19 protein-coding genes and 4 pseudogenes are annotated in these 21,193 nt (G+C 71.3%); 15 read left to right on the top strand and 8 right to left on the bottom strand.

Going from position 1 to position 21,193, the window contains the following annotated elements; all coding sequences use genetic code 11:
• Positions 1 to 53 precede the first annotated feature (53 nt).
• The 7 genes from QUE79_RS04900 (at position 54) to QUE79_RS25250 (ending at position 4,548) form a co-directional block, all read left to right on the top strand.
• Positions 54 to 458, top strand: coding sequence for a hypothetical protein (locus QUE79_RS04900; protein ID WP_286345689.1), 405 nt, complete (start codon positions 54 to 56; stop codon positions 456 to 458).
• A complete protein-coding gene (locus QUE79_RS04895; RefSeq protein ID WP_286345688.1) occupies positions 413 to 1,294 on the top strand; it encodes an MFS transporter in 882 nt (293 codons plus the stop codon). The genes QUE79_RS04900 and QUE79_RS04895 overlap by 46 nt, the downstream gene beginning before the upstream one ends.
• A 60-nt stretch (positions 1,295 to 1,354) precedes the next feature.
• Complete coding sequence (gene nucS / locus QUE79_RS04890; protein ID WP_286345687.1) at positions 1,355 to 2,050, top strand: endonuclease NucS; 696 nt, start codon at positions 1,355 to 1,357, stop codon at positions 2,048 to 2,050.
• A 95-nt stretch (positions 2,051 to 2,145) separates the two neighbouring features.
• Positions 2,146 to 2,448 carry a hypothetical protein gene (locus tag QUE79_RS04885; protein WP_286345686.1) on the top strand — a complete coding sequence of 101 codons (303 nt, stop codon included), beginning with the start codon at positions 2,146 to 2,148 and terminating at the stop codon, positions 2,446 to 2,448.
• A gap of 125 nt (positions 2,449 to 2,573) precedes the next feature.
• The gene (locus QUE79_RS04880) at positions 2,574 to 3,281 is read left to right on the top strand and encodes an HAD hydrolase-like protein (protein ID WP_286345685.1); all 708 of its coding nucleotides are present in this window, start codon (positions 2,574 to 2,576) and stop codon (positions 3,279 to 3,281) included.
• Positions 3,278 to 3,805: an MFS transporter gene (locus tag QUE79_RS25255; protein WP_350271637.1), complete on the top strand. Its 528-nt coding sequence runs from the start codon at positions 3,278 to 3,280 to the stop codon at positions 3,803 to 3,805. The genes QUE79_RS04880 and QUE79_RS25255 overlap by 4 nt, the downstream gene beginning before the upstream one ends.
• The gene (locus QUE79_RS25250; protein ID WP_350271636.1) at positions 3,802 to 4,548 is read left to right on the top strand and encodes an MFS transporter; all 747 of its coding nucleotides are present in this window, start codon (positions 3,802 to 3,804) and stop codon (positions 4,546 to 4,548) included. The genes QUE79_RS25255 and QUE79_RS25250 overlap by 4 nt, the downstream gene beginning before the upstream one ends.
• Positions 4,549 to 4,606: 58 nt before the next feature.
• Here QUE79_RS25250 and QUE79_RS04870 read toward each other — a convergent pair whose 3' ends face one another.
• Both QUE79_RS04870 and QUE79_RS04865 read right to left on the bottom strand, forming a co-directional pair.
• Positions 4,607 to 5,455 carry an SDR family oxidoreductase gene (locus QUE79_RS04870; protein ID WP_286345684.1) on the bottom strand — a complete coding sequence of 283 codons (849 nt, stop codon included), beginning with the start codon at positions 5,453 to 5,455 and terminating at the stop codon, positions 4,607 to 4,609.
• Positions 5,456 to 5,502: 47 nt separating this feature from the next.
• Positions 5,503 to 6,797: pseudogene (locus QUE79_RS04865) on the bottom strand (kynureninase).
• A gap of 169 nt (positions 6,798 to 6,966) precedes the next feature.
• On the opposite strand from QUE79_RS04865, the pseudogene QUE79_RS04860 reads away from it, so the two are divergent.
• From QUE79_RS04860 to cofC, 3 genes and pseudogenes are all read left to right on the top strand, one after another.
• Positions 6,967 to 7,937: pseudogene (locus tag QUE79_RS04860) on the top strand (TIGR03557 family F420-dependent LLM class oxidoreductase).
• 46 nt (positions 7,938 to 7,983) lie between these two features.
• Positions 7,984 to 8,747: pseudogene (gene cofE, locus QUE79_RS04855) on the top strand (coenzyme F420-0:L-glutamate ligase).
• A complete protein-coding gene (gene cofC, locus QUE79_RS04850) occupies positions 8,740 to 9,384 on the top strand; it encodes a 2-phospho-L-lactate guanylyltransferase (protein ID WP_286345683.1) in 645 nt (214 codons plus the stop codon). The pseudogene cofE and the gene cofC overlap by 8 nt, the downstream one beginning before the upstream one ends.
• 59 nt (positions 9,385 to 9,443) lie before the next feature.
• On the opposite strand, the gene QUE79_RS04845 is transcribed toward cofC, so the two are convergent.
• Genes QUE79_RS04845 through cofG form a run of 3 tightly spaced genes read right to left on the bottom strand, consistent with a single transcriptional unit; the run spans position 9,444 to position 13,476 of the window.
• Positions 9,444 to 10,946: a flavin-containing monooxygenase gene (locus QUE79_RS04845; RefSeq protein ID WP_286345682.1), complete on the bottom strand. Its 1,503-nt coding sequence runs from the start codon at positions 10,944 to 10,946 to the stop codon at positions 9,444 to 9,446.
• Positions 10,937 to 11,431: a hypothetical protein gene (locus QUE79_RS04840; protein WP_286345681.1), complete on the bottom strand. Its 495-nt coding sequence runs from the start codon at positions 11,429 to 11,431 to the stop codon at positions 10,937 to 10,939. Before QUE79_RS04840 ends, QUE79_RS04845 begins: the two co-directional genes overlap by 10 nt.
• The gene (gene cofG / locus QUE79_RS04835; protein WP_286346843.1) at positions 11,428 to 13,476 is read right to left on the bottom strand and encodes a 7,8-didemethyl-8-hydroxy-5-deazariboflavin synthase CofG; all 2,049 of its coding nucleotides are present in this window, start codon (positions 13,474 to 13,476) and stop codon (positions 11,428 to 11,430) included. The genes QUE79_RS04840 and cofG overlap by 4 nt, the downstream gene beginning before the upstream one ends.
• Positions 13,477 to 13,946: 470 nt before the next feature.
• Between cofG and cofD the strand changes: the two genes are divergently transcribed.
• On the top strand, positions 13,947 to 14,918 hold the full coding sequence (cofD, locus tag QUE79_RS04830; RefSeq protein ID WP_286345680.1) for a 2-phospho-L-lactate transferase: 972 nt from the start codon (positions 13,947 to 13,949) through the stop codon (positions 14,916 to 14,918).
• Positions 14,919 to 14,928: 10 nt separating this feature from the next.
• Here the strand turns inward: cofD and QUE79_RS04825 are convergent, their stop codons facing one another.
• A complete protein-coding gene (locus tag QUE79_RS04825) occupies positions 14,929 to 15,741 on the bottom strand; it encodes an LLM class F420-dependent oxidoreductase (RefSeq protein WP_286345679.1) in 813 nt (270 codons plus the stop codon).
• Positions 15,738 to 16,172, bottom strand: a complete 435-nt coding sequence (locus QUE79_RS04820) for a nitroreductase family deazaflavin-dependent oxidoreductase (protein WP_286345678.1) — start codon at positions 16,170 to 16,172, stop codon at positions 15,738 to 15,740. Before QUE79_RS04820 ends, QUE79_RS04825 begins: the two co-directional genes overlap by 4 nt.
• Before the next feature lie 115 nt (positions 16,173 to 16,287).
• Here QUE79_RS04820 and QUE79_RS04815 point away from each other — a divergent pair, with 115 nt between their 5' ends.
• Together QUE79_RS04815 and QUE79_RS04810 are read left to right on the top strand one after the other, a co-directional pair.
• Positions 16,288 to 16,971 (top strand): SOS response-associated peptidase, encoded by a 684-nt coding sequence (locus QUE79_RS04815; protein ID WP_286345677.1) that lies wholly within the window; start codon positions 16,288 to 16,290, stop codon positions 16,969 to 16,971.
• An 81-nt stretch (positions 16,972 to 17,052) separates the two neighbouring features.
• Positions 17,053 to 17,538, top strand: coding sequence for a DUF4383 domain-containing protein (locus QUE79_RS04810; protein ID WP_286345676.1), 486 nt, complete (start codon positions 17,053 to 17,055; stop codon positions 17,536 to 17,538).
• Between the two features lie 65 nt (positions 17,539 to 17,603).
• Here the strand turns inward: QUE79_RS04810 and QUE79_RS04805 are convergent, their stop codons facing one another.
• Entirely contained in the window at positions 17,604 to 18,479 is an 876-nt protein-coding gene (locus QUE79_RS04805; protein WP_286345675.1) for an aldo/keto reductase family oxidoreductase, read from the bottom strand.
• A 102-nt stretch (positions 18,480 to 18,581) separates the two neighbouring features.
• On the opposite strand from QUE79_RS04805, the gene QUE79_RS04800 reads away from it, so the two are divergent.
• Together QUE79_RS04800 and QUE79_RS04795 are read left to right on the top strand one after the other, a co-directional pair.
• Entirely contained in the window at positions 18,582 to 19,424 is an 843-nt protein-coding gene (locus QUE79_RS04800) for a helix-turn-helix domain-containing protein (RefSeq protein WP_286345674.1), read from the top strand.
• 39 nt (positions 19,425 to 19,463) lie between these two features.
• Positions 19,464 to 21,136 (top strand): annotated as a pseudogene (locus QUE79_RS04795) (FAD-binding dehydrogenase).
• Positions 21,137 to 21,193 lie beyond the last annotated feature (57 nt).

Below are 21,193 nucleotides of genomic sequence, written 5' to 3'. Positions count from 1 at the left end.
GTCGAATCGATTCGATCCGCGACTCGAACCACCGCTCCAACCCCGGAAGACCCATGGCGACCTCCTCTCTCGACACCCGCACCTACGACGGCGGGCTCACGCGCCGCGACGTCGTCAAGTGGCGCAACGCCCTGTTCATCGTGTTCGCCCTCTCCGGCCTCGCGATCGCCACGTGGCTCGGCCGCGTACCCTCGATCCGCGACCTGCTACACGCCTCGACGCTCGAAATGGGGTTCCTCGCCGGCGGCATCAGTATCGGTTCGATCATCGGCGTGACGCTCTCGAGCCACGTCATCGCGCGCTTCGGGGCACAGCGCACGGCTGTCGGCGCCCTCATGCTCGTCGCGGTCGGTCTCATCGCCGCCGGGCTCAGCGCCTCCTCGGGGCCGGTTTCTGGGCGATCCTCGTCGGCATGGCCGTCTTCGGCTTCGCGAACGGCACGCTCGACGTCGCCATGAACGTCTCGGCCGCCGCCAACGAGCGTGTCCTCGGCCGCACGATCATGCCCCTGTTCCACGCGTCCTTCAGTCTCGGCACCATGATCGGCGCGCTCCTCAGCGCCGGCGCAGAGCTCGTGAACCTCCCCGTCGCCGCTCACGTCGGCATCCTGGCGCTCGTCATCGCGGCCATCGCACTCGTCGTGACGCGCTGGTTCCAGTCCGAAGACCTCGGCCACGCCGTGGAGTCCACCGAGTCGGCTCCGCCCGAGACCGGATGGCGGTCGCGCCTTGCCGTCTGGACGATGCCCGGCACGATCCTGATCGGCCTCATCGTGCTCGGCATGGCGACGGCCGAAGGCTCGGCCAACGACTGGCTCGCCCTCGCAATGGTCGACGGTCACGGCGTCACGAACGCGGCAGGCACCACGATCCTGTTCATCTTCCTCACCGCGATGACCGTGGCCAGGATCGCCGGAACACCGCTGATCGACCGCTTCGGCCGCGTCTTCATGCTGCGGATCTCCGCCGTTTCGGCCATCATCGGCCTCCTGCTGGTGATCCTGTCCCCCGTCGTCCCGCTCGCCGTCGTCGGCGTCGTCCTGTGGGGGTTCGGGGCCGCCCTCGGCTTCCCGGTGGGGCTCTCCGCCGCGGCCGACGACTCGAGGAATGCCGCCGCCCGGGTCAGCGCCGTCGCCACCATCGGCTACGTGGCGTTCCTCGTGCTGCCGCCGGTGATCGGCTTCCTCGGCGAGCACTTCGGGCTGCTGCACGCGCTGTTCGTCGTCCTGATCCTGATCGTGATCGCCGGCTTCGCGTCGAGCGCCGCCCGCGAGCCGTCTCGCCGCCGAGGCTGACCGGCTGGTGCCGAGCCGCCGGTGCCGGAGCGAGGCGAGCGACGCCGTAGGCTCGGTGCCGTGCGTCTCGTCATTGCCCGCTGCTCGGTCGACTATGCCGGGCGGCTGTCCGCCCACCTCCCGCTCGCCACCCGTCTGCTGATGGTCAAGAGCGACGGGAGCCTGCTCGTCCACTCCGACGGCGGCAGCTACAAGCCCCTGAACTGGATGAGCCCGCCGTGCACGATCACGATGGGCGACCCGTCCGACGAGCAGGCCGAGGCCGGCATCGCGGAGGTTTGGAAGGTGACTCAGAAGAAGACCGACGACGTCCTCGTGGTCTCGATCTACGAGATCCTGCACGACTCCGCTCACGACCTCGGAATCGACCCGGGCCTGCAGAAGGACGGCGTCGAAGCGCACCTGCAGAAACTGATGGCCGAGCAGATCGACGTGCTGGGCGAGGGGCACACGCTCGTTCGGCGCGAGTACATGACGGCGATCGGCCCGGTCGACATCCTCGCGCGCGATGCTCAGGGCGGGGCCGTCGCCGTCGAGATCAAGCGGCGCGGCGACATCGACGGCGTCGAGCAGCTCACGCGCTATCTCGAGCTGATGAACCGCGACCCGCACCTCAAACCGGTCGCCGGAGTATTCGCCGCCCAGGAGATCAAGCCGCAGGCGCGCACGCTCGCCGAAGACCGTGGGATCCGCTGCCTGCTGCTCGACTACGACGCCATGCGAGGGCTCGACGACAGCGATTCCCGTCTGTTCTGAGACCGGCAGGATCACGAGTTTCATCTGAAATACATATTGACTTTCGGGTGAGAGACGGTCAGGATATGAGATATATCCGACCGAAAGGCACGCCCGTGACAATCAGCCCGATCTTCGACCAGCTCACCAACCGCCGTCGTTCGACCTTCCGCCCCGTCGACCGATCCAGCACCCCCGTCTTCGCCTCGATCTCCGAGAGCGCTTCGCCGACCGCCCGGGGCGCGCAGCCGCTCGGCGCCCAGCCGCAGACCACCCCGCCCGTCACCGTCCACGACCTCACCGCCGACGAGCGCGAGCTGGTCGCCGAGATGGGCGGCACCGTGGCGCGACTCATCCTCCGGATGCTCGACGACGACACCACGAAGACGCGGCGCTGGCCCTTCCACGCCGTGAAGTAGGCACCGCCGGGTCGGCACCGCCGAGCAGGCGCGCCCAGCCTGCGCCGCGAGGGGACGTCGCGCCGCCCACCCGACGGCACACCCGGCCTCGGGCCACGTGGAAGGCACACCCTAGGCTGGGAGGGATGACTTCCTCCTTCCCCTACTCGGTCGTGCTGTTCGACCTCGACGGCACCATCGCCGACTCGGCCCCCGGCATCACGTCGACGCTGGCGAGCACTCTCGAGCAGCTCGGACTTCCCGTGCCGGCGCCCGCGCAGCTCCTCGAGTGGGTCGGCCCTCCGCTGCCCGACAGCTTCACCGCGAAGGTCGGCCTGACCGGCGATGCCCTCGAGGAGGCCATGCAGATCTACCGCAAGCAGTATCTCGCCCACGGCGCGCTCGACAGCACGATCTTCCCCGGCATGGAGGAAGTGCTCCGCCGCGCGCACGAGGCCGGGATCCCGTCCTCGCTCGCCACCTCCAAGCCCGAGCGGCCGGCGACGCTGATGCTCGACCACTACGGTCTCAGCCGCTACCTCGACGTCATCACCGGTGCGAGCGACGACGAGGTGCGCAGCGCCAAGGCCGACGTCGTCGAAGAGGCCCTCGTCCGACTCCGCGACCGCGGTTTCGACCTCTCCCGGCCCGTCCTGATCGGCGATCGCCACCACGACGTCGAGGGCGCGGCCGTGCACGACGTCCCGACGATCTTCGTCGAGTGGGGCTACGGCAGTCCGGCCGAGCAGGCCGGCTCGATCGCCGTGGCGGCCGACACCGACGAACTGCTCGAGCTCCTCGGCCTGGGCTCGGAAGCCTCCGAAGGGTCCGCGGCCGCCGCGCAGACGGCATGACGACCCGGCGACCCGCCGCGAGTACCGTCGTCCGCTCGCCGGTCGCCTGGCTCCTCACCCTGGCGATCGTGCTGATCGCCCTCAACCTCCGGGGCCCGATCGTCGCCACGGCACCCGTCCTCGACGAGATCAAGGGCGACCTCGCGCTCGGCGCTTTCGTGGCCGGCCTGCTCACGAGCATCCCGGTGCTCTGCTTCGCTCTCGCCAGCCCTCTGGCGTCGGGCATCATCGGCCGGCTGGGCCCCGAGCGCGCCGTCACCATCAGCCTCCTCGGTGTCGTCGCCGGAACCCTGGTGCGCTCGGCAGGCGGCCAGGCGTGGCTCATCGCCGGGACGATCCTGCTCGGCGTCTCCATCACCGTCGGCAACGTCGTGCTGCCCGTCGTCATCCGCCGCGACTTCTCTCCGGAGCGCGCCGGCTTCATCACCGGCATCTACACGTCGGCGCTCAACGTCGGGTCGATGATCACCTCCTCGGCACGGCGCCGATCGCGCAGGCCACCGGCTGGCCGATCGCGCTCGTGATCTGGGGCGCCTTCGCGATCATCGCCGGATTGGTGTGGTGCTTCGCCGTCGGAGTCCGCCCGGCGGTGCTCGGAACGGGCGCGCCCGCTGATCCTGATCTCGTCACCGGGCCGGTCGAGGTCATCACGGCCAGCATCCCCGTCGTGTCGGTGGGCGACGACGTCGACGAGCGCGAAGATCGCTCGCTGTTCCGACGTCTCTCGACCTGGGGACTCACGCTGGCGTTCGCCGGCCAGGCCTTCGGCTACTACGGCCTGACCGCATGGATCCCGACCCTCCTGCACGACGAGGTCGGGCTCGGCCGCGCCGCCGCGGGCGCCAGTTCGTCGGTGTTCCAGATCCTCGCCGTGGTGGGGGCCCTGGGCGTCCCCTTTCTCGCGCTCCGCCTGAGGCCCGTCGTGATCGTCGGCCTCGTCGGAGCCTGTTGGCTCTTCATGCCGCTCGGCCTGCTCTTCGCACCGCACCTCTGGCTCGTCTGGTCGATCTTCGGCGGGGCGGCCCAGGGCGGCGGGATCACCATCATCTTCATCGTGATCGTCCGCATGGTGACGAGCGATCTCGAGGCGCGACGGCTGTCGGCCCTGGTGCAGGGCGGCGGGTACGCCCTGGCGTCGCTCGGGCCGCTGGTCGTCGGCGCGGTCCACGACGCGAGCGGAAGCTGGACGGTGCCGATGATCGTCGTGCTGGTCTCGGTCCTCACCCTCGGCGTCAGCGGAGTGCTGTCCGCCCGGCGGGTGCGCTGAGTACAGCGATGGCGAGCGCCGCGACGCCAGCACCAGCACCACAGCGGCGGCGGAGGGCTTAGGCCAGCAGCTGCTCCAGCGAGAGCGGCGCCCGGCCGGTCACGCGCTCGACGTCGCCGGAGACCTGCGCGAGCTCGCCCGAGGCGATCGACGTATACGTCGACACCCACGCGTCGGCCTGCCACTTCTCGGGGTTCCACTTCTCGCGCGAGGCGTAGGCCTCCTCGAGGGTCTCGTCCCGGTAGGTGACGACGCGACCGGTCGCCTTGGTCAGCAGATCGGCGGCGGCCGTCAGGGTGAAGGCCTCGGGCCCGGTGAGGTCGTACGAGGCTCCGACATGGCCCGCAGGATCCCGCAGAACGGCTGCGGCGACGGCGGCCACGTCGGCGCGCGCGACCGCTGCCATCGCCCCATCGCCCGCGGGGCCCCGGATCACGCCGTCCTCGCCGACGAGCTCGGAGACGAAATCGAGGTAGAAACTGTCGCGCAGGATGGTGAACGCCGATCCTGATGCCCGGATCTTCTCCTCGGTGGCCCAGTGATCACGCGCCAGGGTGAAGAGGGCGTCTTCGGCCGCGCCCACGAACGAGGTGTAGACGATGTGTTTGACGCCCGCCTCGGCGGCCGCCTCGACGAAGTCGAGGTGCTGCTGCAGGCGGTCGGGCGCCTCCGCAGCCGACACCATGAGCAGGATCTCGGCGCCCGCGAGGGCGCGGACGCTCGCCTCGCGATCACCGTACGACGCCACCGCGACCTCGGCGCCGTCGAGCTGGGGAGCCCGCGCGGCATCACGGACGATCAGTCGCTGCGGGATGCCCGCGCCGGCCAGCTCAGCGGCGACGAGCCCGCCGATGTGGCCGCTGGCGCCCGTCACGGCGATGCGGGGCTGGTGCTGCTGGTCGCTCATGGTCTCCAGCCAACCACCGATGCGCCTCCCGGCATAGGTCGGGCGCGTCAGCTCGGCTGAGCTTCGAGGGCGTCGCGGATCGCCTCGATGCCGAACCGCACCTCCTCGAACGTGGTGCTGAGCGGTGACAGGCCGAGCCGGAGACCGTCCGGATTGCGGAAGTCGGGAACGACGTCCTTCGCCCAGAGGGCGTCGTTCACCGCCCTGAAGTCGGAGTGGCGGATGGTCACGTGGCTGCCGCGGACGGCGTGGTCGCGCGGCGTCGCCACGACGACCCCGAGGGGGACGAGGACGCGGTCGACGAGGTCGAGGGCGTAGTCGGTGAGAGCCAGCGACTTCTCGCGGATGGCGTCGATGCCGACCGTCTCGATCAGGTCGAGCATGTCCTGCATCGGCAGCATGCCGACGATCGGAGGGTTCCGCTGATGAACCTCCGCATGCCGGTCGCGGGACGGTAGTCGGCGGCCATCGCGAAGACGTCCCCGGCGCCCATCCAGCCCTGGATGGGTTGCGCGAGCTGCCCTTGGAGCCGCCTGGCGACGTAGGCGAAGGCCGGAGCACCCGGACCGCCGTTGAGGTATTTGTAGGTGCAGCCGACCGCGATGTCGACGTCGCAGGCATCGAGCTCGATCGGCACGACGCCCACCGAGTGGCAGAGATCCCAGACCACCAGCGCGCCCGCGTCATGCACCGCGGCCGTGATCCCAGGCAGATCGGCCAGGTATCCCGAGCGGTAGGAGACGTGGCTCAGGACCACGACGGCGGTCGAGTCGCCGATGGCGTCGCGGACCTGGTCGAGCGTCGCGCCGGCCGCCGTGTCGACGGCGATCTGCCGAACCGTGAGACCGCATTCGCGCGCGATGCCCTCGATCACGTAGCGGTCGGTCGGGAAGCTGTCGCCTTCGAGCACGATCTCGGTTCGCCCGGGTCGAGCGTCGACGGCGGCCCGGATCATCTTGTAGAGCAGGACGGTGGTCGAGTCGGCCACGACCGTCTGCCCGGGCGCGGCGCCGAGCGCGATCGCCCCGATCCGGTCGCCCACCACGAGCGGGAGCTCGAACCACTCTTCGTCCCAGGCGCGGATGAGGCGACCGCCCCACGCTCCGCGAGTGAACGAGGCGAAGCGGTCGGCGGTCGCGGCGAGCGGGCGACCCAGCGAATTGCCGTCGAGGTAGGAGACGACCTCGTCGCTGGGCAGGAACGCGGAGACGTGCCCGGCGAGCGGGTCGGCGGCGTCGAGAGCGGCGGCATCAGGGGCGCCGGCATCAAAGGCGGCGGCATCAGGGGCGCCGGCGTCGCCCCGCTCGGCGGACCGGGCCCGGGTGTCGTCCTCGGTGCTCATCGAGTCCTCGTCTCTGCTCTCGTCGAGCGTACGCGAACGCATCGGAGCGCAGGCGGTATCGAACGGGCGCAGGATCGGGTTATAGCCTTCGAGTGACTCGCGCGAGACGTGTGCGACGCCGAGAGAATGAGGATCCATCGTGAGCGAACTTTCCGTCGGCTATGCGGCGATGCTGGAGCAATTCCACCCCACCGAGGCCATCGCCCTCTCCGAGTACGCCGAGTCGAAGGGGTTCTCCGGCGTCATGGCCGCCGACCACTTCCAGCCGTGGATCCCCCAGCAGGGGCAGTCCGCCTTCGTCTGGAACGTCCTGTCGGCCCTCGGCGAGCGCACGACGGGCGACATGGGCCCCGGCGTGACGGCCCCCACCTTCCGCTGGCACCCGGCCATGATCGCCCAGGCGTCCGCCACCCTGGCCGCCATGTACCCGGGCCGGCACTGGCTCGGCCTCGGCTCGGGCGAGGCCCTCAACGAGCACGTCGTCGGCGGCTACTGGCCGGAGGCCCCGAGCGCATCAACCGCATGTTCGAGGCCATCGACATCATCAAGAAGCTGTTCGCGGCCTCGCTCGCCGGACGCGACGTGAAGCACTCGGGCACCTTCTACAAGCTCGAGTCGACGAGGCTCTGGACGATGCCCGAGGTCGCACCCGAGATCCTGGTCGCCACCGCCGGCCCCGTCACCGCGAAGCGCGCCGGCAAGACCGTCGACGGCCTCATCACCGTGGGCGCCCCGCTCGAGAAGATCGAGGGGCTCTTCGCGAAGTTCGAGGAGGGTGCCCGCGAGGTGGGCAAGGATCCCTCGACCATGCCGCGTGTCCTCCAGCTCCACCTGTCCTGGGCGCCGACCTACGACGAAGCGCTCCGCAACGCGCTCGTCGAGTGGCCCAACGGCGGCATGAAGTTCCCCAAGGGCGACATCCGTTCGCCGTTCGAGCTCGAGCAGATGGCGAAGATGGTCCGCGCCGAAGACTTCGAGGGTCGCATGATCATCGACGCCGACCCCGAGGTCCACCGCGAGTACATCCAGAAGTTCGTCGACCTCGGCTTCGACCGCATCTACCTCCACAACGTCGGCCGCAACCAACGAGAATGGATCGACGTCTTCTCCGAGCACGTCCTCCCGAAGCTCAAGCGCTGACCGCCGCTCCACCGACCTCTTCTCTCCCCGCCGACCCGGAGGCTCCATGCTCACCGTCTTCGCCCTCGAAGGCATCCCCGAGGTCGGCGACGGCGACGACCTGGCGGCCCTCATCGGCGACGCGGCTGCCGCGAGCGACGACACCGCCCTGCGCGACGGCGACGTCCTCGCGGTGACGAGCAAGGTGGTGTCGAAGGCGGAGGGGCGCACGCGGCCCGAGGCGGAACGCGAGCAGGCGATCACCGACGAGACGGTGCGCGTCGTCGCAACCCGCGCCTTCCCGGGCGGGGTCACCCGGATCGTCGAGAATCGCCTCGGCATCGTGGGTGCGGCCGCCGGGGTCGACGCCTCCAACACGGCCGACGGCACGATCCTGCTGCTCCCCTCGACCCCGACGCCTCGGCGGCCGCCCTGCGCGCTCGGCTCGAGGAGCGATTCGGCGTCAGGCTCGGCGTCGTGATCACCGACACGCTCGGCCGCGCCTGGCGGGAGGGCCAGACCGACGTCGCGATCGGGGGCAGCGGAGTGCTGCTGCTCGACGACCTCGCGGGCACCGCCGACGCGAACGGCCGACTCCTCGGCGTGACGGCTCCGGCCGTCGGAGACGAGATCGCGTCGGCGGCCGACCTCGTGAAGCGCAAGAGCTCCGGGCGACCGGTGGCCGTGGTGCGGGGGCTCGGCGATCTGGTGCGCGCCGATGTTCCCGGGGCCCGGGTGCTGCTGCGGGATCCTGCGAAAGACTGGTTCCGGCTCGGCACCGACGAGGCGCGCCACGAGGGGTACCAGGCCGGACTCGCCGCGCGTGACTGACCCGACCTGGACGGTGATCGTCCCCGTCAAGGGCACCGCGAACGCGAAGTCGCGCCTCGGCGCCGACCGCGATCTGGCCGATGCGATCGCGGTCGACACGGTCGTCGCCGCCGTCTCGGCCGGGGTCCGCGTGATCGTCGTCACGCCTTCGTCGTCCCGCGTCTTCGCGGGGATCGACGTGACCGTCGTCGACGACCCGGGGTCCGGCCTCGCCGGGGCGGTCACCGCGGGGATCGAGAGCGCAGGATCCGGGCCCACCGCCGTCCTGCTCGGCGACCTGCCCGCGCTCCTGCCGGCCGACCTCGGCGCGGCACTCGCTGCGGCGGAGGCGTATCCGCGCGCCCTCGTCGCCGACGCCGACGGCACCGGCAGCACCCTCATCACCGCAGCGTCCGCCGCGCTCCACGTCCCGCACTTCGGCCCCGGCTCCCGGGAGCTGCACCTCGCCGCGGGCTACGTCGAGCTCGCCGTCCCGGCCTCGTCCGGCCTCCGCCGCGACGTCGACACCCCGGACGACCTCGCCGCGCTCGCTCCGCGTCTCGGACGCGCGACCCGGGCTGTTCTCGCCGGTCGCGCGGCGCGTGCCGCGGGTTCCGCGGGTACCGGCCGAGCAGGCCGAGCAGGCCGAACCGGCTGAGCGGGCTGAGCGGGCTGAGCAGGCCGAGCAGGCCGAGCCGACTCAGCGGGCTGCCGACGTCAGCCGGCGACGCCGCCACCCGCAAGGCGCCGGACGAAGTCGCCCGGCTCGAAGCGGCCCGCCTCCTCCCGAAACGCAGACGCGGTGTCCGGCCAGAGCAGGGTGAGGCGCCCGCTCCTCTCGTCGACGTACCAGCTGCGGCAGCCGCCGCTGGTCCAGACGGTGGTCGCCGCGCGGCGATCGAGCTCCCGGACGTAGGCGTCCTGGGCCGTGCGCGTCGGCTCGAGGGTGCTCGCCCCCGTCGCCGACAGGTGGTCGAGAGCCTCGAGGACGAAGCCGATCTGCGTCTCGATCATGTGCACCGCCGAGTTGTGACCGAGGCTCGCGTTCGGGCCGTCGATCACGAAGAGGTTGGGGAAGCCGGCGACCGCTGTCGAGTTGTACGCCACCATGCCTCCGGCCCAGGCGTCGGCCAGGAGCAGCTCGTCGCGGCCGCGCACCCGACCGGCGATCGGTGGCTCCGTCGAGGTGAATCCCGTGGCCAGGATCAGCAGGTCGAGCTCGTGCCGGTGCCCCGAGGCCGCGATCACGCCGGATCGATCGACCCGGACGACCGCGGACGGTTCGAGCTCGACACCCGGTCGCGACAGCGAGGGGTAGTAGTCGTCCGAGAGCAGAACCCGCTTGCAGCCGATCTCGTAGTCGGGCGTCAGCGCTTCTCGGAGTCGGGCGTCGGGCACCTGGGCGCGCAGGTGGTCGGCGGCTGTGGCGCCGAGGCGTGACAGCGGGGAGGTCGCCCGGATCCGGGCGGTGAAGCCGGCCTCGGCTTCCCAGAACAGGGTGCGGCGCAGCGCCTGGGCGGCCTCGGGATCGGCGGCGAGGGCCGCTCGATCGGCGCTCGAGAACATCGTGTTCCGACGCGGGACCACGTAGGGGGCGCTGCGCTGGAACACGACGACTCCCGCTGCCCGTTCGGCGAGCGCCGGCAGGAGCTGCACCGCCGAGGCTCCTGTGCCGACGAGACCGACCCGGCGCCCGGCCAGCTCGAGCTCGTCCGGCCACTCCGACGAGTGGAGCACGCCCCCGCCGAAGGTGCCGAGCCCCTCGATGTCGGGCACGCGTTTCTCCGACAGGCGCCCGGTGGCGACCACGAGTGTGCGGCCGCGGAAAGCACCCGCGGTGGTCGAGACCTCCCAGCACTCGCCGTCGGCATCCCACCGGGCCTCCGTGAGCTCGGCTCCGAACCGGAGCCGGGGCAGGATCCCCTCATCGCGGGCAGCGTCCTGGAGATAGCGCAGGATCTCGCCGCCCGGCGAGTAGAACTGCGACCAGTCGGGGTTCGGGCGGAACGAGAAGGAGTACAGGTGCGACGGGATGTCGCAGGCGACCCCCGGATACACGTTGTCCCGCCAGGTGCCGCCGACATCGTTCGCGCGCTCCAGCACCAGGTAGGAGCCCCGTCTCTCGCGCTGCAGGCGGATCGCGAGCCCGAGGCCGGCGAACCCGGCACCGACGATGAGCGTGTCGACCTCGACCGGAGCCGGCGACCCGCTCACGGGCACGCGCGCCCGGGTCGACCCGGTGCGGGACGCCGGTGCGGATCGCGCAGGAAGGCGTCGACGAGGTGGGCGGTCTCGACCGGGTGACCCGACGCTGCGACGCGCTCGTCGCCCGGGTCGACGCCGGTGCGGATCAGCAGCACCGGCCGGGTCGCGCCCGCGTCGACCGACCCGGGCCCCACGACCACCAGCGCCTCGACCGGCAGCAACGCCGCGATCTCGGCGGCCAGAGGGCCGCCGACGAGCACGACCGCGGAGGAGCCCGCCCACACCGACACGGCGTCCGTGAGAACGGCCACCGGTCCGGCCGCCTGCTCGTCGAGCACGTACACGTCCCGGCGCCGCGCCAGCAGCGGCGCGAGGGCGTCGAGCACGTCGACCGGCAGGTCGGGGAGTACGACGACGGGCGCCTCCTCCGATCCGGCGAGGCGACGCACCCCCGTCTCGAGAAGGCGCAGGGGTGCGACCCGCGGGGAAGCGAGCGTCATCCTGCGACCGCCCGCGACGGCGCCGGCGACGGTGACCCGTAGCCGGTCGAGCGCTCCCGCGCCGGTCGGCCGAGTGCCGCCGCGATGCGAGCGACGTCGCCGCGGGTCGCACTGCGGTGGGCCTCGGCGCCGGCCTTCGGCCAGATCGACCCGTCGAGCAGCAGACCTCCGAAGTCGTCGGCCCCGCCCGCGAGCACCTCGCGCGCTCCCGCGAAACCGAGCTTGGTCCAGGCCGCCTGCACGTGGTCGATCCTGCCGCTCAGGAGGAGGCGCGCAACGGCGTGGACTGCTCGCGTCGTCCGCCGGTCGGGCCCCTCGCCGGCCGCGGCGCGCACGGCGTCGGCGGAGTCCCACGGCACGTGCGGCATCGCGATGAACTCGCTGAATCCGCCGGTGCGGTCCTGGATCGCGGCGAGCTGTCGCAGGTGCGCCACCGTCTGCTCGGGCGTCTCGACGTGGCCGTAGACGAGGGTGGCGGTCGACGGCAGGCCCGCTCGGTGCGCCGCCTCGATGCCGCGGATCCACTCGGCCGCGGGTGGGTCGGTGCGCCCGCTGAGCACGGCCCTCACGTCGTCGTCGAGCACCCGCGCCGCGGTGCCGGGCACACTCGTCGCGCCCGCGTCGCGCAGCGCCGCGAGGAACTCGTCGAGGGGGACCCGCAGCCGTCGAGCCGCATCGGCGGCCTCGGCGGGGCGGAACGCGTGGATCGACAGCTCGGGGCCGGCCCTGCGGATGGCGCGAACGATGTCGAGATAGGCCTCTCCGGGGAGCGCAGGATCAGGGGTGCCCTGCACGCACACCTCGGTCGCCCCCTCCGCGACGGCCTCGGCCACCAGCCTCCCGATCAGCTCCGGCGACAGCCCGGGGGCGTCGTCGTCGGGCACGTACAGGGACGAGTCGAGGTTGCGATTGACGACATAGGTGAGGTCGGCGGCCCCGACGCTCCTCCGGACGTCGTCGGCGAGCGCCGCCAGGTCGTCGAGCTGGCTGCCGTCCGCGCGGAGGAGGGCGGCGTACGCCGAGTCGGGAAGGCCCGCAGGATCCGCGGACGCCAGGGCGAGCGCGGACGTGACGTCTCGATCGCCGGACCGACCGTGATCCTGCGCCCTCGCCGCCGGACCGCTGGCGAGCGGTCGCCCGAGCACGGGAGCCTCCTCGTCGGCGAGCGCCGTGGCCGGGTCGATCAGCGCGTCGACGTGCCCGAGGAGGCCTGTGTCGAGCCAGGTGCCGGCATCGCGGAGGTACTGCGGGTGCGCCGTGAGCCGCTCGCGCAGCGTGAAGCCCGACTCGGCGGTGAGTCGCGCCAGCGTGTCGAGCTCGGGCCAGGGCCGCTCGGGATTGACGTGGTCGGCGGTGAGCGGGCTCACGCCACCCCAGTCGTCGATGCCCGCGCGGATCAGGAGGCTGAGCTCGGTCAGGTCGGTGAGGTTCGGCGGAGCCTGGATCGTGGCGTCCGGCCCCATCACGACGCGCGCGACGGCCACGGCCGCCACGTACTCCTGCAGCGCGAGGTCGTCCTCGTTCTGCATGGCCGTGCGGGGTTTGGCACGGAAGTTCTGGACGATGGTCTCCTGCACGTGTCCGAAGCGCTCGTGCGAGCGGCGGATCGCGAACAGGGCGTCGGCTCGCTCGGCGTCGTTCTCGCCGATGCCGAGCAGGACACCGGTGGTGAAGGGGATCCTGGATCGACCGGCGTCGTCGATGACGCGCATCCGTAGCTCCGGATCTTTGTCGGGCGACCCGAAGTGCACGCCGCCCTTCTCCGACCAGAGGCGCGTCGCAGTCGTCTCGAGCATCATGCCCATGGACGGGCCGAACGGCCGCAGCCGCTGGAGTTCGGCGAACGACATCACGCCCGGGTTGAGGTGCGGCAGCAGGCCGGTCTCTTCGAGCACGAGCTTCGCCATGGCGGCGATGTAGTCGAGCGTGGAGGCGTAGCCGTGCTCGTCGAGCCAGCGGCGCGCGGCGGGCCAGCGGTTCTCGGGCCGGTCGCCGAGGGTGAAGAGGGCCTCTTTGCAGCCGAGGGCGGCGCCCTCGCGGGCGATGCGCAGGATCTCCTCGGGCGGCAGGTAGGTGGGGATCCCCTGGCCAGCAGCCCGCCAGGGGTGTCGACGAAGACGCAGTAGTGGCAGCGATCCTGGCAGAGCTGCGTCACGGGCAGGAACACCTTCTTGCTGTAGGTGATCACGCCCGCTCGGCCCGACCGCGCGAGGCCCTCGTCGCGGAGGCGCGACGCGACGGCGAGCAGGCGGTCGAGTGCCGGCCCGCGCGCCGAGAAGAGCAGCTCGGCGTCGCTCAGGTCGACGTCCGCGCCGGCTTCGAGCCGGGTGAGCGCCGCGGCGAGGTCGCTTGCCGCCGGAGCGGCGGGGGACTCGGGTGATGTCATGGCTGACCTTCGGATTGGTGACGGGACGGAAGTTCGACGGAACTCCCCGAGCCCAAATCCAGGCCCGAACGATGACTGTCGCCCATCTTACGGCGGCTCCCCCTCGGCGGCGTCTGTCAGGATCGGGGGATGACTCGCATCACGATCCTGGCCGGCGGCGTCGGAGGCGCGAAGTTCACCTCCGGAGTGCGCTCGCTCGCCGCGGAGCTCGACCTCGACATCACGGTCGTCGCCAACAACGGCGACGACCTCTGGCTCACCGGGCTCCGGGTCTGTCCCGACCTCGACTCGATCATGTACGCGCTCGGGGGTGCGAACGATCCGGTCCGCGGCTGGGGCCGCGCCGAGGAGTCGGAGCGCGTCAGCGCCGAACTCACCGCGTACGGCGTCGGCTGGCCGTGGTTCACGCTCGGGGATCTCGACCTCGGGACCCACATCGCCCGCACCTCGCTGCTGCGCGAGGGTCTGACCCTCACCGAGGTCACCGCGCGCCTCGCCACTCGCTGGAACCTCGGCGTGACGCTCCTGCCCGCGACGGACGACGAGGTCGAGACCTTCGTCGAGGTCGAGACGCCCGGCGGCGAGATCGACACGATCCACTTCGAGGAGTGGTGGGTGAAGCACCGCGCGAAGGTTCCCACCCGTCGTTTCGTGCAGCGCGGGCTGGAGGGGTCTTCGGCGAGCCCGGCGGCGATCCGGGCCGTCGGCGAGGCGGACGTGGTGCTCGTCGCGCCGTCGAATCCGGTGGTGTCGATCGGCACCATGCTCACGCTGCCGGGCTTGCGCGAAGCCCTCGCCGAGACCGCGGCCCCGGTCGTCGGGCTCTCGCCGATCATCGGCGGCTCGGCGGTTCGCGGCATGGCCGAGACCTGCCTGGCGACCGTGGGGGTCGAGGCGAGCGCGGCCGCGGTGGCCCGACACTACGGCGTGCGGGCTGCCGGCGGGATCCTGGATTCCTGGCTCGTCGACACCACAGACGCCGCAGACGCCGCAGAGCTCAGCGCGGAGGGGCTCCCGACGAAGGCCGTGCCGCTGTGGATGACGGACGACGCGGCCACCGCCGAGATGGTGCGCGAGGCCCTGCGGCTCGCGGCGAAGTGAGAGACTCGCCCTAGCCGTTCTGCTCGTCGCGCCACTTCACGAGCGCGCGCACCCCACCGAGGTCGATGTCGGGCCCCGAGATGCCGAGCGTGAACAGGCTGGCGCCCAGTGCCCGACTCGCGTCGAGGTTCGCCCCCTCTTCTGCCGTGAGGGCGGCACCGGCGACGTCCACGCCGGTCGAGATCTCGATGGCAGCAGGATCGCGGCCGACCTTTTCACACCACTCGTGGAGCACGCCCAGCTTGTGCTCGAGCGTCGCCGCGTCGGAGAACGTGTGCCAGATGTCGGCGTGCTGCGCCACGATCCGGAGCGTCTTCTTCTCGCCCCCGCCGCCGATGAGCACCGGGATGTGGCGGGTCGGCGCCGGGTTGACCGAGGCGAGGCGGGCCTCGATCCGCGGCAGGTCTTCGCTGAGCGCGTCGAGCCGCTGACCGGCGGTGCCGAACTCGTAGCCGTACTCCTGGTAGTCGCGCTCGAACCAGCCGGAACCGATGCCGAACACGAGGCGGCCCGTGCCGTCCTTGGCGCTGATGTGGTCGACGGTCCTGGCCATGTCGGCGAGGAGGTCGGGGTTGCGATAGCTGTTGCAGGTGACCAGCGGGCCGAACTCGATCCTGCTCGTCTGCTCGGCCCAGGCCGCCAGCATCGACCAGCCCTCGAAGTGCGTGCCGTCGGGGTCGCCCGAGAGCGGGTAGAAGTGGTCCCAGTTGAAGGCGATGTCGACGCCGAGGTCTTCGATCTCGCGGAGCGTGTCGCGGATGGTGGCGTAGGACGAGTGCTGCGGGGCGATCTGCACGCCGATCCGGACCGGGCGCGGGCTCACGCGTCCGCTCCCGCGGTGCGCTCGAGAACGACGACGGGGATCTCGCGGTCGGTCTTCCGCTGGTAGTCGTCGTAGGCGGGCCACGCTTCGGCCATGATCTTCCAGAGCGCGGGCTTCTCCTCCGCCGTCGCGACGCGGGCGTTCGCCTCGAAGCGGTCCGCCTTCACCTGCACCGTCACGGCCGGGTCGGACTCGATGTTGAGGAACCAGGCCGGAGGGGCGTCGTCACCGCCCTTGGAGGCGACGACCAGATAGGCGTCGTTCCAGGGGCGGAAGATGAGGGCGTTCGTGCGGTCTTCGCCCGACTTCCTTCCGGTCGTGGTGAGCAGGAGGATCGTCGTGCCTTCTCGCCACTCGTAGCCGTCCTCCCCGTCGGTCTCGAGGTAGCGGGCGACGTGTTCCGGGCCGTGGAGCTTTTCTGCGGTTGCCATGATGCGATTCTGCTCCTGTCGGCTGCTCCGAGCGACAATAGGGATATGTGCGGGCGGGCCGGGTCGGGACGCGCCCCTCGGCGCGGAGCGACCCGGCCCGAGCGACAATAGAGATATGTGCGGGCGATTTGTGGTGGCCAGGGCAACCTCCGATCTTCTCCCGAGCCTGCTCGAGGGTTTCCCGGAGCTGGCCGAGAACTACAACACGGCGCCGACCGACCCGATCGCGGCCGTGCGCGAGCGCGGGGGCGAACGCGAGCTCGCCACTCCCCGCTGGGGCTTCGTGCCCGGCTGGTACCCCGACCTGAAGAAGCGCCCGCAGCCGATCAACGCCCGCATCGAGACGGTGGCGACGAGCGGCATGTTCCGCAAGGCCTTCGCCTCCGGTCGCTGCATCATCCCGGCGCAGGGCTACTACGAGTGGGTCATCACCGAGAACGGCAAGCAGCCGCACTACATCTTCGAGCCCGACGCGGCTCTCGCGATGGCCGGTATCGTCACCGCCTGGCGCGACAGGTCCAAGGCCGACGACGATCCGGATCGCTGGGTGCTCTCGACGGCGATCATCACTCGCGATTCGCACGTGGCGCCCGGCGAGGTCCACGACCGCATGCCGGCGTGCCTCACCCCCGACGCGTACGACGCCTGGCTCGACGCCGACCTGGTGCCCGACGACGCCCTCGCCCTGCTCGACGCCGAGAGCGTCGAGGTGGCGCACTCGCTGAGCCACTACGAGGTGTCGAAAGACGCGAACAGCGTCCGCAACAACGGCCCGCAGCTGATCGAACCGCTGCCCTGACGCGGGCCACCGGCCCGGGAGGTCACAGGCAGTGCCCCGTTGGGTGAAGAATAGGGTGCGCAGAGCATCCGAGGGAGAACAATGAGCACCGTCACCACCTACGCACCCGGCAGCAAGGTCCGCTACGGCTACGCGAAAGGCCCGGCCCAGGTCGCAGCGCTCGTGGTCGCGCTCCTGCTCCTCCTCACCGGCATCCTGGGCTTCATTCCCGGCGTCACCACGCACCTCGGCGACATCACCTTCGCCGGGCCGTACTCGGGCGCCCACATCTTCAACATCTTCCAGACGTCGGTGTTGCGCAACGCCGTGTGGATCCTGTTCGGTCTGATCGGGCTCGGCGCCCCGCGCGTCCGACTCGGCGCGACCCTCTACATGGCCGGTATGGCCGGGCTGTTCATGACGCTCTGGCTGTACGACATCCTGTTCGGCAACAGCGACTTCGGCGGAAACATCTTCTCGTCGAACCTCGCCGACTTCTCCCTCGACTTCTGCTACGGCCTGGCGTTCGGCATCACCGCCCTCGCCACGAGCCAGATCGCGCTGATGGGCAGCGACTACGAGGAGTAGCGCTCTCCTGCGATGAGAAACCGCCGCCTCCCCATCGGGAGGCGGCGGTTTCGTGATTCGGTGAATCAGCCGGCGATGCCGTCCAGTTCGGCGATCGCGTCGGCGGGGAGTTCGAGCCCCGCTCCGGCGACGTTGTCACGCAGGTGCTCGACCGACGACGTCCCCGGGATCAGCAGGATGTTCGGCGACCGCTGGAGCAGCCAGGCCAGGGCCACCGCCATGGGCCGGGCTCCGAGGCGGGCGGCGACGGCGTCGAGTTCACCCGACTGCAGCGGGTTGAAGCCGCCGAGCGGGAAGTACGGCGCGTACGAGATGCCCTGGTCGGCCAGCGAGGCGATCAGAGCGTCGTCCTCCCGGTTCGCGATGTTGTAGAAGTTCTGCACCGTCACGATCGGCGCGATCTTCTGCGCCTCGGCGATCTGCTCGGCGCTCACCGTGCTGAGTCCGAGATGCTTGATCAGCCCCTGCTGCTGCAGCTCGACCAGTGTCGTGAAGGGCTCCTCGATCGAGCCTGCCTCTGGCCGATCCTGCCCGCCCCAGCGGAGGTTCACGACGTCGAGCGCGTCGAGGCCGAGGGTCTTCAGGTTGGAGTGCACCGCATCGCGAAGCTGCTGCGGCGAGCGCGCGTGCGGCCAGCCGCCCTTCTCGTCGCGGACGGCGCCCACCTTGGTGACCAGGTGAAGATCCTGCGGGTAGGGGTGGAGCGCCTCGCGGATGATCTCGTTGGTGACGTGCGGGCCGTAGAAGTCGGAGGTGTCGATGTGGGTGATCCCGAGGTCGATCACCTCCCGCAGGACGGCGACGGCCGAGGCGCGGTCGGCGGGCGGTCCGAAGACGCCGGGGCCGGCGAGCTGCATGGCGCCGTACCCGGTGCGAGTGAGAGTGAGGTCGGGGGCGCCGGCGGCCGTGAAGGTACCGCCGGGAAGAGTGGTCGTGGTCATGGCTCCACTGTGCTCCCGCGAACCGGTGCGGAACCAGTGCCCGCGTGTTCCTGGGAGCACGGGGAACAGTCGGATCGGACGACGGCGGGTTACCGTTGCCGCATGGACGACGCGAACGAGCTGGGCGACTACCTGAAGGCCCGGCGCGAGCTGGTGCAGCCCCAGGACGTCGGCATCCGGGTCGGCGGCCTTCGGCGCGTGGCCGGGCTCCGCCGGGAAGAGGTCGCGATGCTCGCCGGGATCTCGGCCGACTACTACCTGAGGCTCGAGCAGGGGCGCGACCGCAACCCGTCCGTGCAGGTCCTCGAGGCGGTCGCGCAGGTGCTCCAACTCGATGTCGCCGCAACCGACTACCTGGTCGACCTGGCGCAGAGCGCACCGCGGAAGGTCGTCCGGCCGCGTCGGGAAGTCGTGCCTCCCGGGATCCTGCAGCTTCTCGAGACCATCGGTCTGCCGGCCTTCGTCGAGGGCCGGTACTTCGACGTGCTCGCCTCGAACCCGCTCGCGGAGGCCCTGTCTCCGGCGCTGGCCCCGGGCCAGAACCGGATGCGGGCGTTCTTCCTCGACCGCGGCGAGCGGGCCCTGTACCCCGAGTGGGACGGCGCAGCGGCGGGCCTCGTCGCCAGTTTCCGCGCGTCGGTCGGCACCGACACCAAGGATCCGCGCTTCGTCCAGCTGGTCGGCGCGCTGTCTCTCGAGAGCGAGACCTTCCGGCGGCTCTGGGCCAGGCACGACGTCCGGCCGCGGGAGGGCGCCCCGGTCCTCCTGCGTCACCCGCAGCTGGGCGACCTGTCGCTGCGTCGCGAGAAGCTCGGGGTGGGCGACGGCCTGTTGCTCGTGATCTACCACGCCGCCGCGGGCAGCGAGTCGGCCGGCCTGCTCGGACTCCTGGGCTCCGTCTCGGTCCCCGCTGCCGGGACGACCTCGCCCGGGATCGTAGGCTGAGAGCGGCACGCGACGGAGCGGGCCGGGAGCGAGGTCGACATGGACACCGACGTCATCATCGTCGGCGGCGGGCTGGCCGGCCTGGTCGCCTGCTGCGAGCTCGTCGCCGCCGGCAAACGTGTCGCGATCGTCGAGCAGGAGAACGCGGCGAATCTCGGCGGGCAGGCGTTCTGGTCGTTCGGCGGCATCTTCCTGGTCGACAGCCCGATGCAGCGGCGCCTCGGGGTGAAGGACTCGTTCGCCCTCGCCTGGCAGGACTGGCAGGGCTCCGCCCAGTGGGATCGGCTCGAGGGGAGCATCCGGAAGACGAGTGGGCCGCGCTGTGGGGCCGCGCCTACGTCGAGTTCGCCGCGACCGAGAAGCGGAGCTGGCTCGAGCAGCAGGGCGTGAAGTTCACTCCCCTCGTCGGCTGGGCGGAGCGCGGCGACGGCCGGGCCGGAGGCCACGGCAACAGCGTGCCGCGCTTCCACCTCCCCTGGGGCACCGGCACCGGCATCTCCGAACCCTTCGCCGACCGCGTGCGAGCGGCCGCCGCCGACGGGCTGGTCACCCTCCACTTCCGCCATCGCGTCGACGACCTCCTGGTCGAGGGCGGCGCCGTCGTCGGGGTGAGCGGCACCGTCCTGGCGCCGGACGATGCGCCGCGGGGTGTCTCCTCCAGCCGCGAGAGCACCGGCGAGTTCGCACTGCGGGCGCAGGCGGTCGTCATCGCCTCCGGAGGGATCGGCGGCAACCACGCGAAGATCCGCGAGTGGTGGCCCGAACGCCTCGGGACGCCGCCCGCGACGATGATCACCGGGGTCCCGAAGCACGTCGACGGCCGGATGCTCGACATCGCCGACGCCGCCGGCGTGCGCCTGGTGAACCGCGACCGCATGTGGCACTACACCGAGGGCATCGCGAACTGGGACCCGATCTGGCCGGCCCACGCCATCCGGATCCTGCCCGGCCCCTCGTCGCTGTGGCTCGACGCGCGCGGCCGCAGACTGCCGTTCCCGGCGCTGCCCGGCTACGACACCCTCGGCACGCTGCAGCACCTGCGGACGACGCCCGACATCGCCGAGTTCGACTACAGCTGGTTCGTGCTCGACCAGCGGATCATCGAGAAGGAGTTCGCCCTCTCGGGTTCCGAACAGAACCCCGACCTGACCGGGCGCGACCTCGGGCTGCTCCTGCGGGGCCGCCTCGGGAACGGCGCGCCGCCGCCCGTCGAGGCGTTCAAACAGCACGGGGAGGACTTCGTCGTGGCCGACGACCTGCGGGCGCTGGTCGACGGGATGAACCGGATCGGCGACGGCATCCTGCGCTACGACGACATCGAGAGGCAGGTCCTCGAGCGGGACGCCGAGATCGAGAACCCGTACACGAAGGATCTGCAGGTGATGGGGATCCGCAACTCGCGGCGCTTCCTCGGCGACCGGCTGTTCCGCACCGTCAAGCCGCACCGGATCCTCGACCCTGCCGCCGGTCCCCTCATCGCGGTGAGACTCCGCATCGTGACTCGGAAGTCGCTCGGCGGCATCCAGACCGACCTCACCGGCCGGGCGCTCGACGCGGACGGCTCGGCGATCGAGGGGCTCTACGCCGCGGGCGAGGCGGCGGGCTTCGGCGGCGGGGGCGCCCACGGGTACAACGCGCTGGAGGGGACCTTCCTGGGCGGCTGCCTGTTCACCGGCCGAGTCGTCGGACGCTCGCTGGTCGCGCGGCTCTGAGGTCTTCGTCTCCGTCTCTCCGTCTCGGCGGGAGAGGACCTCCCGACGTCTTCGTCT

The sequence above is a fragment of the Frondihabitans sucicola genome (assembly GCF_030296615.1).
GTDB classification, from domain to species: domain Bacteria; phylum Actinomycetota; class Actinomycetes; order Actinomycetales; family Microbacteriaceae; genus Frondihabitans; species Frondihabitans sucicola.
This window is presented reverse-complemented; position numbering and strand designations above follow the sequence as displayed.

Bases quoted from the DNA above. Each gene is read 5' to 3' on its own strand.
- QUE79_RS04900 (WP_286345689.1), top strand. From the start codon at position 54: ATGGCGACCTCCTCTCTCGACACCCGCACCTACGACGGCGGGCTCACG.
- QUE79_RS04895 (WP_286345688.1), top strand. From the start codon at position 413: ATGGCCGTCTTCGGCTTCGCGAACGGCACGCTCGACGTCGCCATGAAC.
- QUE79_RS04880 (WP_286345685.1), top strand. From the start codon at position 2,574: ATGACTTCCTCCTTCCCCTACTCGGTCGTGCTGTTCGACCTCGACGGC.
- QUE79_RS25255 (WP_350271637.1), top strand. From the start codon at position 3,278: ATGACGACCCGGCGACCCGCCGCGAGTACCGTCGTCCGCTCGCCGGTC.
- QUE79_RS04870 (WP_286345684.1), bottom strand. From the start codon at position 5,455: ATGAGCGACCAGCAGCACCAGCCCCGCATCGCCGTGACGGGCGCCAGC.
- QUE79_RS04840 (WP_286345681.1), bottom strand. From the start codon at position 11,431: ATGACGCTCGCTTCCCCGCGGGTCGCACCCCTGCGCCTTCTCGAGACG.
- cofD (WP_286345680.1), top strand. From the start codon at position 13,947: ATGACTCGCATCACGATCCTGGCCGGCGGCGTCGGAGGCGCGAAGTTC.
- QUE79_RS04820 (WP_286345678.1), bottom strand. From the start codon at position 16,172: ATGGCAACCGCAGAAAAGCTCCACGGCCCGGAACACGTCGCCCGCTAC.
- QUE79_RS04815 (WP_286345677.1), top strand. From the start codon at position 16,288: ATGTGCGGGCGATTTGTGGTGGCCAGGGCAACCTCCGATCTTCTCCCG.
- QUE79_RS04810 (WP_286345676.1), top strand. From the start codon at position 17,053: ATGAGCACCGTCACCACCTACGCACCCGGCAGCAAGGTCCGCTACGGC.
- QUE79_RS04805 (WP_286345675.1), bottom strand. From the start codon at position 18,479: ATGACCACGACCACTCTTCCCGGCGGTACCTTCACGGCCGCCGGCGCC.
- QUE79_RS04800 (WP_286345674.1), top strand. From the start codon at position 18,582: ATGGACGACGCGAACGAGCTGGGCGACTACCTGAAGGCCCGGCGCGAG.